We start from the raw sequence: 14,351 nt of genomic DNA on the forward strand, positions 1-14,351 counted from the left end.
GTATAGATTTTATTAATTATTTATAGTCCATGATATAAAATATTGTGAACCTATAAATGGAGAGCCAACGGCACTCTGATATTCTTTTCCTCCTAAATTGGTTCCTCCAATTTTAAATATTGATTTGATGGATGGTACAGAGTAATTGATTTGTGCATCAATAACTGTTCTTGATGGTATCATAGCATTGGCTATGGTAGCTTGCCAGAAATACTCATCACTCCATCTCGCATTGATGTTAAATCCGAAATTTTTAAACAATTCAGGATTGCCAAGAGACACTTTTACTTTATGTTCAGGAGTATTAAAACTTGCACTAAAATCAGGGTCGGTTGATTGGTCAAAGTCCAATTTAGCATAGGTATAGTTTAACCCAATGTCAAAACCATTTCCAAATTTGGTAGAGAGCCCAATTACCCCTCCATAGGAACTGACATCACCTTTGGAGTTTGTGTATACATTGAAAACTTGATAATTTCCAGTAGCGACATCTACCACACCTGAATTATCATTAACTGAACCATTTTCTGGAGTCACCACAAATTTTTGAGCCCCAAAGTTGTCATATGTATTAAGGTAAGCGTTAAAGTCAACGGTTAAAAAGCCTAGTTTCCCCCGGTAACCAATATCGTATGCGGTAACTTGTTCTTGCTCAATAAGTGGCGTTATCCCGTTGCCTCCAACTGGTTCCAAGGGAGTCGTTCCACCACTACTCCCAAAATCAAGCAAAGATGAAAATGTGTAAGAATTAAAGTAAGCATCTCTTCCTGTTAAATTGGTATTTGGCAATCTTCTATCTAAATTGTCTGGCGCTGCACCTACCAATATATAGGGACCTATATCAAAACCAATAAATAGTGATTGGGTGTCTGGATTTCTAAACCCTGTTTGAACAGAAGCTCTAAAATGGTGTTCTTTATTTTCGCCAGCTGCATAAACTAAAGAAAGCCTTGGAGAATAACTGGCATCAAAAAATTCATTTTTATCGTAACGGATTGAAGCAGTCACTTTTAAGCGGTCCTCCATTAGTTTTTTGATTCCTTGTATATAGGCTCCGTATTCGTTGTAATCGATAGACCCATCATAGTCCGTAAATATATTACCGCCAGAATTTAATGAATATTGTCTGTATTGACCACCTAACTGTAAATCTAAAGCATTATTTAATAAGTCCTTAAAATTGTAATTTCCATCGACAACATTCATTTTTGATTCGTCAACCAACCTAGAGCCCGTGGCGACATTTGGATCATTTGTCACTTTGTTAAAAAGTGCCTTAAATTCTGGAGTACCTGGTTGTAGAGTAAAATTGTCATCTGCAAAAGTCCTGGCACCTGCATGTATTTGGGATTGAGTAGCTGGATCGTTAGGGTTGCCGCCTCCAGCTAATATTTGTCCTGCTCCCTGAGCATAAGCTGCTGCATAAGCGCCAAACCATTCTGTTGCCCCTACTTTATTCATATTGATACCCGTAAAGCGCATATCATATGAGTTTCCGGCATTTTCTAAAGTTGTATAACCTCTAAGAAAAAAATTATCTCCTCTAAACTCTAATTTGTGTTGTTGTAATGTAAAATCTCTTATGGCATATCTATTTGAGCCTTGGTATATAGAAGATCCTGAACCAAATTTAGAACTCCAAATAACTTCAGTGTTGTCTCCAAAGGGTTTGTAGTTTAAAGTGAAATATGCCTTTAAGCTTTCCGCTTTATAATCTGTTAGATCTGATTCTCTATAACCTGTTCTTGCTACATTTACGGCAGGAACTAAATTGCTTGCTCCAGGAGGAAGAATTCCACCAGCCTCTAATTGTTGTGCTACTTGATTAAGGTTTAAGCCTAAGGCTCCTAAACTTACTTCGTCTCCATAAATATTTAAACCATCATGGGCAGGACCAGACCTAAAAGGATCTATGGTATCTGCTGTTCCAACCTTGCCTAGTGTATATTGATTATCATCTGATGCAAACCAATCTGTTCCCCTTAAATAAGAAAAGGTAGCTTTGGCCGCAAATTTATCACTAAATGCATGGGCCGCTCTAAATCCGAAATCATGAAAATGATTATCTCCTGCTTCGTCTTGTACTGTCAACCCCGTTTTAACATAAGCACTTACGCCCTGGTGCCTAAAAGGGTCCTTACTGGTCATAAATAAAATACCATTAAAAGCATTGGCCCCGTACAGCGCAGAAGAAGCACCTGGTAATATTTCTATACTATTTATATCAAGTTCGCTCAGTCCCAAAATATTCCCTAAAGCAAAATTTAATCCTGGCAAGGAGTTATCCATGCCATCAACCATTTGAACAAATCGTGTATTCGCAAAAGTTGCAAATCCACGTGTGTTCACTGCGTTAAACGTTAAACTTCCTTTATTAACGTCAACACCCTTTAAGTTTTCTAAGCTTGAATAGAAATCGGGGGTAGTAGCAAATTTAACATCATTTACATCAAACCTTTCAATTGTAACAGGAGATTCCCTAACACTTTCAGGTGTTCTGGAAGCAGAAATAACGACTTCGTCTAAGGAGGTGGTCCCTTCTTTTAAAATAAAGTTAAGTGTTTGGTTATTAGAAGTAACTTCAATAGTTTCTGTCTCAAACCCAACATTACTGGCTTGAACAGAGAAAGGTGGGTTTTGATTATAAGTTAATGTAAAGTTACCATCAAAATCTGTAACGGTACCTGTAGTGGTACCTACAACCAGAATGTTTGCACCTGGTAGGGGTTGGCTATTGTCATCGGTCACCGAACCACTAATTGTGGTTTGGGAAAATGTTATTGCGCTAAAGAGCAATAATAAAAAGGGGAAGATAGTTTTCATTAAGCTAGTTTTAGGTTCTCGGAATTATTTTTAGTTAAGATAAACATAAATCTAAAATAAAAAAAATTATGCACGCATAGTAAAAATTGATAAATTAAATGTTAAAATGTTGCTGTTTTTTCTATTTTAGGAGCGTTACGATGTGGATTATTGATATTTTTTGATATTTCCAAAAGTATATAATTTTACTAATAGTATTATCCGAAAAAATAGATAAAAGATAAATCTGGACATAATTTTTTGGGCAAATGGCAAGCCACCGCACTATCCGCTATAGTTTTTTAAAATTTTTGGAATTTTAAAAAAGCTGCCACTCCTATTGCTTTTGCGGGGCTTTAATTGTTAGCTCAGTACATGACAAAAAATACCTTCTGCTTTTTTTTAATAATACCCTTCCGACTTTAAACTCTTAGCTGAGTTTAAAGCCATCTTCCCTTCATTTAGACAAGCTCAATGACCGGGGAAGGAATTGTGTTTATTGATTTATTTTAACTCTCCTCCTTTTATTCAATTTCTAGCCTCCTCCAACATCTAGTTTGCCTTTTCAATCTTTTTTAATCTTAAGGATAAAATTTGTTATATAATTAGTTTATTCTACGGTAACGGACTTTGCCAGATTTCTCGGTTGATCTACATTTTTACCTAACAGTACTGCTATGTGATAAGACAACAATTGAAGCGGTATAGTGGTAATAAGTGGCGATAATAGCTCTGAGCTTTCTGGAACTTCAATAACATGATCAGCTAGTCCTCTTACTTGGGTGTCACCTTGGGTAACTACAGCGATAATTTTACCTTTTCGTGATTTAATTTCCTGGATATTGCTAACCACTTTTTCGTAATGTCCTTTTTTTGTAGCAATAACAACAACAGGCATATTTTCGTCTATTAGTGCTATGGGGCCATGCTTCATTTCGGCTGCTGGATAACCTTCGGCATGGATGTATGATATTTCCTTTAGCTTTAAAGCACCTTCCAAGGCTACCGGGAAATTGTACCCTCTGCCTAAGTACAAACAATTGCGGGAGTCTTTATAGGTGTCTGCAATCAATTTTATATGCGCATCCGATTTTAAAGCCTGTTCTACCTTATTCGGGATAAGTTCCAGTTCAAGAGCGAGTTGTCTAAAATGAGAATCGGAAACGGTGCCTTTTGCTTTTGCCAAGCGCAAGGCCATGAGCGTTAATACGGTAATTTGAGTGGTGAAGGCTTTGGTCGATGCCACACCTATTTCTGGTCCGGCATGGGTATAGGCGCCGGTATGCGTTTCCCTGGCTATTGACGAGCCAACCACATTGCATACACCATATACAAAAGCACCTTTAGACTTTGCCAGTTTGATAGCTGCTAAGGTATCGGCTGTTTCTCCAGACTGGGATATGGCAATCACAACATCTTTTTCAGTTATAATGGGGTTGCGGTATCTAAACTCCGAAGCATATTCAACCTCTACAGGTATCCTGGCGATATCTTCAAATATGTATTCGGCTACTAGTCCAGCATGCCACGAGGTGCCACAAGCTACTATAATTACCCGATTGGCATTAAGGAGCTTTTCGAGGTTATCATCAATACTAGACATTTTAATGATGCCTTGTTCTGCATTTAGGCGTCCTCGATACGTGTCTTTTATGGCTCTTGGTTGCTCATGGATTTCTTTCAACATAAAATGGTCGAAACCACCTTTTTCAATTTGCTCTAAACTTATTTGAAGTTCTTGGATATAAGGATCTACTAAAGAGTCGTCAATTATTTTTCTAACTTTTATGTCTTTGTTTAGCCTAATAATGGCCATTTCTTCATCTTCTAGGTAGATGGCATTTTTGGTATATTCTATAAAAGGAGATGCATCGCTGGCAATGAAATATTCATTATCTCCAACACCAATAGCTAAAGGGCTTCCCAATCGGGCAATAACAATTTCATTGGGTTGGGTTTTGTCGAATACCGCTATGGCATAAGCGCCTACTACTTGATTTAATGCGATTTGTACCGCTTTGCCCAGTTTAACATTTTCTTTTTGCTTAACATCTTCAATAAGGTTAACAAGAACTTCGGTATCGGTTTCAGAGGTGAAAGTATAGCCTCTGGAACTTAATTCTTTTTTTAAAGATTCGTAATTTTCTATGATTCCATTATGAATAATGGCCAAATTACCAGAATTGGAAATATGCGGGTGCGAGTTAGTGTCATTAGGGATTCCGTGTGTGGCCCATCGCGTGTGACCAATGCCAATGCAACCGCTGGGATCTATATCGAGGTTTATCTTTTGCTCTAAATCGGCAACTTTTCCCTTGGTTTTGGCAACTTTTAAGTGCTCTCCGTCAAATAGTGCAATACCTGCACTGTCATAACCACGGTATTCCAATCGTTTAAGCCCTTCAATGATAATTGGGTGAGCTGCTCTGTTTCCTAAATATCCTACAATGCCACACATAAGTATTAAATTCTGATTATTTGAGAAGGCAAATATGCAAAATAAATACCAAAAAAAAGCAAAAATAATATTAACATCAAGTAAAATACTGATTGTTAACTGTGTAAAAATAAAAACCTCCAAAGACAACTATATCTTTGGAGGTTCTAACAGTTATTGGTTATATGCTTCTAAAGTCCCTTTTATTTGGGTTCAGAATAATATATTTCCAATTTTATTTTTTTATCATCAGTGGTGTTGTTTCCGTATAAAGCTGTGCCTTTAGAGGTTAAAATTGTGGCAGCTGGAATTTTGGTAACGTCATCTGTGCTATTTAAGATGTTAACTGTATTGGTGTAATTTACATTGTTAGATATTACAAGCCCTAATTTTGTGTTTGTTGAATCCCTGAACACTAAGCTTTTTAAATGTTCGGTAATTCTTATTTTATAACCATAAGTTAACGGGCTGGTTGATAAAGTATCCCTTACGCCTAAATGGACAACTTTTGATGCAGCAGGAAATGTGGTATTTTCTGAAGTGTCAAATTCATAATCTATTAAAGGTCTGTTGTTCTTTACGTCGTAAGCGTAAAGCCTATCGTATTTATGGTCGTCACCTCCAGTTAAGGATTGGTCTTCGGTAATAACCAAAAGCGCTTCGTTTATTAACTTAGCAGGGGTCTCTCCATCTGCATCCAAAAATTCACTTCTAAAATTCTCTAAAGCGTCCGGTATGTTATTGTTGTCTGCATCTTCATTGCCAAATAAATCGATAACGGCCATGGAGCCCGCAGCGCCTTTTAAGTAGATTATTTGGTCGCCATTGGTGTTGTCGCCATCAACCAAGGGTTCTGGTGCGGTGCTATAATCGTTTATTAGTGTGTTTAATTTAATGCCAGAAAAGTTAAGAGCATAGGTTGCCTGTACTTTGGATTCACTATCAGAAGTTGAATCTTTAGAGTAATGAATGGTTATTGTGGCACCAGAGGCGGCTAAATTTAAAAGCGTCATACTGCCTTTGCCATCAATAGCTTCTGCTTTGAAGTAAAGTCCTCTAAAATAGTTTTTAAAATTGTTGGGGTTGCTTAACTCGCTACTACCTTCCTTATCCAATATGGTGGTCTTCCAGAAATCCACATTAAGTTTTGCTCTTAAGGCAGGTGCACCATAGGAAAGGGTGGCATCTTCTCCTTCACCGGTTTTTGTGACGACGGCTTTATTGCTTGGGATAAACGCAGGGTCGTTAAAAATTAACTCGCCTTTTTGAGTATCAAAATTAACTTCGCTACTTTCAGTTACCACAAAATGCTCTGTATTGCTAGGTGTATTTTCTGCATAAGAAAAATAATTTTGTGTCTCTTGATCTTGGCTATTAGGATTAAAGTTCCTTAAAAAATAATTATTGCGATAAATAGATAAGTTTATTTTGTCTTCACCATATAAGGAGTCTTGTTCGTTCATTACATACTGGGGAACATCATTTTCGGTGCCAGTTTGTCTACTAAAATAAGGGATGCTTAATACAACCGAGTCTATAACTGGGTTGTCTCCAAAATCGGGATCGAAGGAAGTTGGGGTTAACTGTGTTACAATACTAGCTGTGGTCTGACCAAAAACAGGATCGTTGTATACGCCCAATAGGTTTGTGTTTAAACCATTAACCTGAATGTTCTTTAGTTTTTTATTGTAGGCAAGCAATTCTTCTATGTTAAGTTTAGAAGTATTAAAGTTTGCATTTGCTTTGCCTAGAACATCGCTGTCTATAGAGCTAAAGTCTTTGTCGCAGGCAATGAAAGAGGTTAGGATAAATGCAAAAATAAATAAGGGCTTTAGGGCGATAAATGTCTTCTTCATATGGTTTTTACGAATTTTTTTGGATCTAGCTTACAACTTCAGTATTAAGGAATGTTGTGTAAGCATCACCAAACTCATCTCTGCTTTTGTGTTCTAGTACTGGTTTTTTTGAGTCTTTTAAGTAGGTGTCCAATGTTTCTGGAATGGTTTCAGAGCCAATTATTAATGCATCTGAATAGTCTATGGCGACTTTCATTAAGTTATTATACGATGGTTCTTCAAGCGGTTTTATAGCCTCGTCGTTAATATTATCAAATTTAATTTTATTAAACATGTCTTTGTTTAACGTATTATCAAAACTTTGATTGTATATAGAGGTTACTATTTTGCTTTCATTAAATAAAGGTTCGTCTTTGTAGTATTCCTTTAAATAAAGCGGTAACAAAGAGGCTAGCCAACCATGAACATGGATTACATCTGGCGACCAGTTTAATTTTTTCACGGTTTCAATAACGCCTTTAGCAAAGAAAATGGCACGTTCGTCATTATCGGAAAACAGTTTGCCGTCCTCGTCGGTCAATGTGGCTTTTCTTTTAAAGTATTCGTCGTTATCGATAAAGTAAACCTGAATACGCTCTTTTGGTATAGAGGCAACTTTTATAATAAGAGGCATGTCTAAATCGTTAATCACTAAATTGATACCGGAAAGCCGAATTACCTCATGCAATTGATGTCTTCGTTCATTTATGTTGCCATATCGAGGCATAAAAATGCGTATCTGCCCACCTTGCTGATTAACTAATCTAGGGGCTTCAAACGACATTGAAGAAATTTCGGTTTCGGGTAAATAGGGTACTACTTCAGATGATACATACAATATCCTCTTATCTTTCATAAATAGTTTGCTTTTGAAGATTCAAAATAAAAAACACGCAAAAGTACAAAATTTTATGCAGATTGACTGTAAAATCTTAAGTTTGCACGCGTTAATTTTTTATTAAAAGTGCAGGTTTACCAAGAAAAAAAACAAATTAAGGCCGTAATTGAGCAACTGAAAACCAAACAGCTTACACTTGGTTTTGTACCAACCATGGGTGCATTGCACCAAGGGCACTTGGCATTGGTAGAAGAGGCTTTGGCGAATAACGATAAGGTGGTGGTGAGCATTTTTGTTAACCCTACGCAATTTAATAATGCAACAGACCTAGAAAAATACCCAAGAACCTTGGATGACGATCTTGGTTTACTTAAAACTGTTAGCGAAGATAGAATCTTGATTTATGCACCAACGGTTGATGATATTTACGAAGGGCAAACAGTGTCCCAAAAGTTCGATTTTGATGGTTTGGAACACGAAATGGAAGGTCAATTTAGACCAGGACACTTTGATGGCGTAGGTACCGTGGTTAAACGGCTTTTTGAAATTGTAAGCCCAGATAACGCCTATTTTGGAGAGAAGGATTTCCAGCAGTTGGCCATTATAAAAAAGATGGTCGAAAAACACCAGATTCCAGTAACTATTGTGGGGTGCGATATACACCGCGAGGCCAATGGTTTGGCTATGAGTTCCCGCAATGCAAGGTTAAGTCCAGAACAAAAAAAGGCAGCATCTTTTATTTATAAAGTTTTAACAACTGCCAAAAAGCAATTTGGCACAAAAAGTGCTTATAAAGTGACGGAATGGGTTGAAAAACAGTTTTCTAAAAATGATGTATTGCGGTTGGAGTATTTTGTTATTGCAGATGAGGAAACCTTAAGACCAATTCAAAGAAAATCAAAGACAAAAAAATATAGAGCCTTTATAGCGGTATTCGCAGATGATATTAGACTAATTGATAATATCGCACTAAATTAATTATCTTTGCCACATGCAAATTCAAGTAGTTAAATCTAAGATTCACAGGGTTAAATGTACAGGAGCCGAGTTAAATTACATTGGTAGTATTACTATTGATGAAGACTTAATGGATGCGGCTAATATTATACAAGGTGAAAAAGTTCAAATTGTTAACAATGACAATGGGGAGCGCCTTGAAACCTATTGTATTCCAGGGCCTAGAAATTCTGGGGAAATTACTTTAAATGGAGCGGCGGCCAGAAAAGTATCGGTAGGGGATACCTTAATTTTAATAACCTACGCTTTTATGGATATTGAAACGGCCAAAACATTCAAGCCTTCGTTAGTTTTTCCAGATGAAGCGACCAACCTATTAAAATAGGTGAAGGAATCCCATAAAAGGGTTTGGTTAAATAAACAAGGATTGTCCAAAATCAATCATTATGTATGTCATCTCGGGGATTGGAATTGTTTATATTGTGGATTGCAGACATTCAGTAATAAATTAAAGCCTTTTGAAACTAAAGATTAAAAGAATATTAAAGATAACGCTCCCATTATTACTGGGAGTTTTTTTGGTCTGGTATTCGCTTTCAAAAGTTTCTATCGAAGAATTGCTCATCTATGCCAAAAAGGCAGATTACACCTATATTTTATTAGGGATGTTCCTAGGGCTGTTAAGTCACTTGTCGCGTGCTTACCGTTGGCGGTTTCAATTAGAGCCTATGGGGTATCATATTAAATTGGGTAATAGCATTATGGCGGTGTTTGCTACGTATTTAATTAACTATACCATTCCAAGAGCAGGAGAGGTGGCAAGAGCTTCCATTTTAACCAATTATGAGGATGTGCCTTTCGAAAAAGGGTTTGGTACCATAGTGGCAGAGCGTATTGCAGATATGATAATTATGTTGGGCATCATAGTTATTACGCTATTTCTTCAATTCGATTTTATCTATCAGTTTTTAATAGAAAGGTTTAACCCCTCTAAACTATTATTTATGGTTTTATTGGGTCTTGTTTTTTTTCTATTGATTTTTTGGTTTGTTAGAAAAAGTAAATCAAAAATAGCCCTAAAAATCAAAACCTTTGTAAACGGATTGGTTGAAGGGGCGCTCAGTATTTTTAAAATGAAAAAAAAATGGCCTTTCATTTTTCATACCTTGTTTATATGGGGCATGTATCTGCTCATGTTTTATATTACTACTTTTTCTATTGAAGAACTAAACAATATCCCCGTGGGCGCTGTGTTAATTGGTTTTATATCGGCTAGTTTTAGTATTGCGGCAACCAATGGCGGTATAGGTTCCTATCCAGTTGCGGTATATTTGGCTTTTTCGGTGTTTGGCATTGAAAAAGACCCTAGCATTGCCTTTGGTTGGATAATGTGGGCATCGCAAACCCTTTTAATCATTCTTTTGGGAGGGCTGTCTTTAATATATCTTCCAATTTACAATAGAACAAGGCGTTAAAGGAAGCAGGTTCAAACAAGCGAGACTACAGCGATATGTGTTTTTTGGGCAAATGGCAAGCCACCGCGCTATCCGCTATAGTTTTTTAAAATTTTGGATTTTAAAAAAGCTGTCGCTCCTATCGCTTTTGCGGGCTTTAATTCAGCTAAGAGTTTAAAGTCGGAAGGGTCTTGTTAAAACACAAAAGAAAAGGCACAAGCGGGTGTCATGAACTAAGAAATCATGAGACAACTTTAGCCTCAAACTTCCAACCGCTAGCTTCCAGCCTCTAATATCAAGTTTGCCTTTTCAATCCTCTAATCCTATAGGGTAAAAGTTGTTGCTTGCCCTGTTCAATCCAGCTTTTAGGCTAAAAAACCGAAATTCTTTTATTACCTTGCTCCTGTCAAACTCAGAGGCAGTTTAAAATTCGTTTTTGAAATTTGTTATAGGTCATTTTTTTTACCAATTAAGGCTTTAAAACCAGAGTTTAGCAGCGCTAAATGAGGATTTTCATAACGAAGAGTGGTGAAAAAAGGGGCGTAACAAAGACAAAGGATGAAATTTAAACAGTCTCTCTAATCAAATTAAAATGAGACGCTCAATTATTTATGCTCTAGTGCTTTTTATTAGTTTTTCTACTATAAGCGCACAAGTAAAATACGAAACCATAGAATCTTCGAGGTTGGGGGAGTCCCGCCAGCTTAAAATACAATTACCTCGTGGGTATAATACAAATGAAGACAAAGCCTATCCTATTTTCATAGTTTTGGATGGTGATTATTTGTTTGAAGCCGTAGCAGGGAATGTGGATTATTATTCCTATTGGGAGGATATGCCAGAAGCTATTGTGGTAGGGGTAAACCAATTGGATAAGCGTTATGACGATTGTATGTATTCCGAGCAAAACTCATTGCCAATTGAAACCGGTGCTGCTTTTTTTGAATTTATAGGCATGGAGCTTATCCCGTATATAGATAATAAATACCGCACGGTCAATTTTAGGGTTGCTATAGGTCATGGTGAAACGGCAAACTTTATAAACTATTACCTTTTAAAGCCAGAGCCTTTGTTTCAGGCTTATGTGGTGGTAAGTCCAGAATTGGCCCCAAATTTATTAGACTATGTGCCCGAGCGATTGGCTAAAATTCAATCCAAAACCTTTTATTATTTAGCAAATACCAAAAACGATTCCAAATCTATAAGAGGTATGACAGAGGCTTTAGATACTAGCATAAAAGGGATAGAGAATAAAAACGTGTTCTACAGGTTCGATAGTTTTGAACAACCATCACATTATTCGGTGCCGGCACATGCCATTCCAAGAGCTTTGGAAAGTATCTTTTTAGTGTACCAGCCTATCTCCAAAAAAGAATATCTGGAAACCATACTGAAATTGGATGAATCACCAGTAGCCTATCTTCAGGAGAAATACCAAACCATTTACGACCTGTTTGCCATAGATAAGCAAATATTAATAAACGATTTTAAGGCCATTGCAGCAGCAATAGAAAAAAATGAAGACTATAATTATTACGAAGAGTTGGGCAAAATGGCACGTAAGCATTACCCTAAAACGCTATTAGGGAATTACTATCTAGCGCGATTTTATGAAGAAACAGGAGAGTCCAAAAAAGCCATGCGTACCTATCAGTCGGCCTTTGTTCTAGATGAAATAGCAGACTTAACCAAGGATTTAATGATAGAAAAAGCCGATGCGATTAAAGCGGATTTTGGGTATTAGGGCTGGACAATAGTTATTGATAATTGAGTTATTTAGTTAGTAGTTGAGAACCATCTAAAAAAAGAAAGTGAAAAAGACCTTATACGATTTGACAAAGGATGATTGGAATACATTGTTTCCAATTCAACTAGTTGATCACAATCCTGAATGGAAAAATAGTTATGAAAAAGAAAAAGAGCGGATAATTGAAATAATAGGAAGCGAAAAAATTTTGAGAATTGAACATTTTGGGAGTTCATCAATTTCTTCAATTAAATCAAAACCCTACATTGATTTAATGATTGAAATCCCCGAAGAATTATTGTTCAATGAAAAACTAATTGACCAATTTTCTGAGTTAGGATATTCTCATTTTAAAGTACCTGCAAGAGACAATATAGAAGAATACTCTACATTTGGAAAAGGGTATAACCTAGATGGAACAAAAGAACAGGTTTTCCATATTCATATGTGTCCAAAAAACAATATTATGTGGAAACAAATTGATTTTCGAGATTTTTTAAATTCAAATTTTGACCGAGCGAAGCAATACGAAAATTTAAAAATTGAATTAGCAAAAAAATTCAAGAATGATCGAGGAGCATATGTATTAGGGAAAACTGAATTTGTCAAGGAAACCCTTGAATTAATAGAAGAAAGTTAGTTCACAATAAATAATGTATAACCACAATTTCGGTGGATTAAAATAAAGTTAGTGGTGAATGAAGATTTAAGTTTTAAACTTGAAGCCAACGATTTAAAGAATAAAAGAGAAACATCTAAAATCCCAATAACCAACTCCGATGCCTAAAGTAAAAACCGCTTTTTTTTGTCAGAACTGTGGCAACCAATATGCTAAATGGCAAGGGCAATGCAATGCCTGTAAGGCATGGAATACCATTGTTGAAGAACTCATTGAGAAACCACAAAAGAGCGATTGGAAATCGCCAACATCTGTCACTAAACGTGCATCTGTGCCTTTAAAAGTTGATGAAATAGACACTTCTAAAGAGCCACGGTTAGGAACCTTCGACGATGAATTCAACCGGGTATTGGGAGGAGGTATTGTCCCAGGGTCGTTAACCCTGTTGGGTGGCGAACCGGGAATTGGTAAAAGTACATTGCTGCTTCAAATTGCCTTGAAGTTGCCCTATAAAACCTTGTATGTTTCTGGGGAAGAAAGTCAGAAACAAATAAAAATGCGGGCAGAACGTATTAAGGCCACAACAACCAATTGTTACATTTTAACCGAAACCAAGACACAACATATTTTTAAGCAAATAGAAGCTTTGGAACCCGATATTGTGGTTATCGATTCCATCCAAACCTTGCATAGCGATTATATTGAATCGTCATCGGGAAGTATTTCGCAAATTAAGGAATGCACTACAGAACTTATAAAATTTGCCAAAGAAACAGCTACGCCGGTTTTGTTAATAGGACATATAACCAAAGATGGCAACATTGCCGGCCCAAAAATTTTAGAGCACATGGTCGATACCGTGTTGCAGTTTGAAGGCGACCGTAACCATGTATTCCGAATTTTAAGGGCCCATAAAAACCGTTTCGGATCTACTAACGAGTTGGGTATTTACGAAATGCATGGCTCGGGGTTGCGCGAGGTCTCCAACCCATCGGAACTATTAATTTCCCAAAAGGATGAAGAGCTTTCAGGTAATGCTATTGCTGCCACCTTAGAAGGTATGCGTCCACTTATGATTGAGGTGCAGGCCTTGGTGAGTACGGCTGTTTACGGTACGCCACAGCGTTCTGCAACAGGATTTAATGCCAAACGCTTGAATATGCTTCTTGCGGTCTTGGAAAAACGGGCTGGTTTCCGTTTGGGCGCTAAGGACGTGTTTTTAAACATCACAGGAGGTATTACCGTAGACGATCCCGCTATAGATTTGGCGGTTGTGGCTTCCATTTTATCTTCCAATGAAGATGTACCGCTCCAAAAAGATATTTGTTTTGCTGCCGAGGTGGGATTGTCTGGAGAAATTCGTCCCGTACAACGTGTGGAACAACGCATTTTAGAAGCTGAAAAGCTAGGTTTTTCAACCATTTTTGTATCGAAATACAATAAAATTTCATTAAAAAATACAGCAATAAAAATTCAAATGATTTCTAAGATGGAGGATCTGGTCGAGTATATCGTTTGACGTATTTAGATGTTGCCATTTGAGTTGTTTAATTTCCTTTTGAAGAGTAGAATATGGTGTTGGTTGATAGGTTAAAATAAGCTAAAGAACCAAAGTTTATGCTTATGGTGCTTTTTGCTTAAGACAACGTTAAATTATTATGC

Annotated in this window: 10 protein-coding genes; 6 read left to right on the forward strand and 4 right to left on the reverse strand. The window is 36.8% G+C overall.

Features of this window, described 5'->3' with window-relative positions; translation table 11 throughout:
* Positions 1 to 12: 12 nt before the first annotated feature.
* From MR062_RS08920 to MR062_RS08935, 4 genes are all read right to left on the reverse strand, one after another.
* On the reverse strand, positions 13 to 2,823 hold the full coding sequence (locus MR062_RS08920; RefSeq protein ID WP_242203807.1) for a TonB-dependent receptor: 2,811 nt from the start codon (positions 2,821 to 2,823) through the stop codon (positions 13 to 15).
* A 589-nt stretch (positions 2,824 to 3,412) separates the two neighbouring features.
* A complete protein-coding gene (gene glmS / locus MR062_RS08925) occupies positions 3,413 to 5,260 on the reverse strand; it encodes a glutamine--fructose-6-phosphate transaminase (isomerizing) (RefSeq protein ID WP_242203808.1) in 1,848 nt (615 codons plus the stop codon).
* A gap of 182 nt (positions 5,261 to 5,442) precedes the next feature.
* The gene (locus MR062_RS08930; RefSeq protein WP_242203809.1) at positions 5,443 to 7,095 is read right to left on the reverse strand and encodes a DUF4270 domain-containing protein; all 1,653 of its coding nucleotides are present in this window, start codon (positions 7,093 to 7,095) and stop codon (positions 5,443 to 5,445) included.
* A 25-nt stretch (positions 7,096 to 7,120) separates the two neighbouring features.
* Entirely contained in the window at positions 7,121 to 7,930 is an 810-nt protein-coding gene (locus MR062_RS08935; protein ID WP_242203810.1) for a glycogen/starch synthase, read from the reverse strand.
* Between the two features lie 108 nt (positions 7,931 to 8,038).
* Here MR062_RS08935 and panC point away from each other — a divergent pair, with 108 nt between their 5' ends.
* The 6 genes from panC (at position 8,039) to radA (ending at position 14,208) form a co-directional block, all read left to right on the forward strand.
* A complete protein-coding gene (panC, locus tag MR062_RS08940) occupies positions 8,039 to 8,890 on the forward strand; it encodes a pantoate--beta-alanine ligase (protein WP_242203811.1) in 852 nt (283 codons plus the stop codon).
* Positions 8,891 to 8,903: 13 nt separating this feature from the next.
* Positions 8,904 to 9,254, forward strand: a complete 351-nt coding sequence (panD, locus tag MR062_RS08945) for an aspartate 1-decarboxylase (RefSeq protein ID WP_242203812.1) — start codon at positions 8,904 to 8,906, stop codon at positions 9,252 to 9,254.
* 133 nt (positions 9,255 to 9,387) lie between these two features.
* Positions 9,388 to 10,344 (forward strand): lysylphosphatidylglycerol synthase transmembrane domain-containing protein, encoded by a 957-nt coding sequence (locus MR062_RS08950; protein ID WP_242203813.1) that lies wholly within the window; start codon positions 9,388 to 9,390, stop codon positions 10,342 to 10,344.
* A gap of 571 nt (positions 10,345 to 10,915) precedes the next feature.
* Positions 10,916 to 12,067 carry an alpha/beta hydrolase gene (locus MR062_RS08955; protein ID WP_242203814.1) on the forward strand — a complete coding sequence of 384 codons (1,152 nt, stop codon included), beginning with the start codon at positions 10,916 to 10,918 and terminating at the stop codon, positions 12,065 to 12,067.
* A 67-nt stretch (positions 12,068 to 12,134) separates the two neighbouring features.
* Entirely contained in the window at positions 12,135 to 12,710 is a 576-nt protein-coding gene (locus MR062_RS08960; protein WP_242203815.1) for a GrpB family protein, read from the forward strand.
* A 139-nt stretch (positions 12,711 to 12,849) separates the two neighbouring features.
* Positions 12,850 to 14,208, forward strand: a complete 1,359-nt coding sequence (gene radA, locus MR062_RS08965; RefSeq protein ID WP_242203816.1) for a DNA repair protein RadA — start codon at positions 12,850 to 12,852, stop codon at positions 14,206 to 14,208.
* Positions 14,209 to 14,351: the final 143 nt, after the last annotated feature.

The sequence above is a fragment of the Aestuariivivens insulae genome (assembly GCF_022662195.1).
Lineage (GTDB): Bacteria > Bacteroidota > Bacteroidia > Flavobacteriales > Flavobacteriaceae > Aestuariivivens > Aestuariivivens insulae.

Excerpts from the sequence above, each read along its gene's own strand:
- MR062_RS08920 (WP_242203807.1), bottom strand. The coding sequence starts at position 2,823 with ATGAAAACTATCTTCCCCTTTTTATTATTGCTCTTTAGCGCAATAACA.
- glmS (WP_242203808.1), bottom strand. The coding sequence starts at position 5,260 with ATGTGTGGCATTGTAGGATATTTAGGAAACAGAGCAGCTCACCCAATT.
- MR062_RS08930 (WP_242203809.1), bottom strand. The coding sequence starts at position 7,095 with ATGAAGAAGACATTTATCGCCCTAAAGCCCTTATTTATTTTTGCATTT.
- MR062_RS08935 (WP_242203810.1), bottom strand. The coding sequence starts at position 7,930 with ATGAAAGATAAGAGGATATTGTATGTATCATCTGAAGTAGTACCCTAT.
- panD (WP_242203812.1), top strand. The coding sequence starts at position 8,904 with ATGCAAATTCAAGTAGTTAAATCTAAGATTCACAGGGTTAAATGTACA.
- MR062_RS08955 (WP_242203814.1), top strand. The coding sequence starts at position 10,916 with ATGAGACGCTCAATTATTTATGCTCTAGTGCTTTTTATTAGTTTTTCT.
- radA (WP_242203816.1), top strand. The coding sequence starts at position 12,850 with ATGCCTAAAGTAAAAACCGCTTTTTTTTGTCAGAACTGTGGCAACCAA.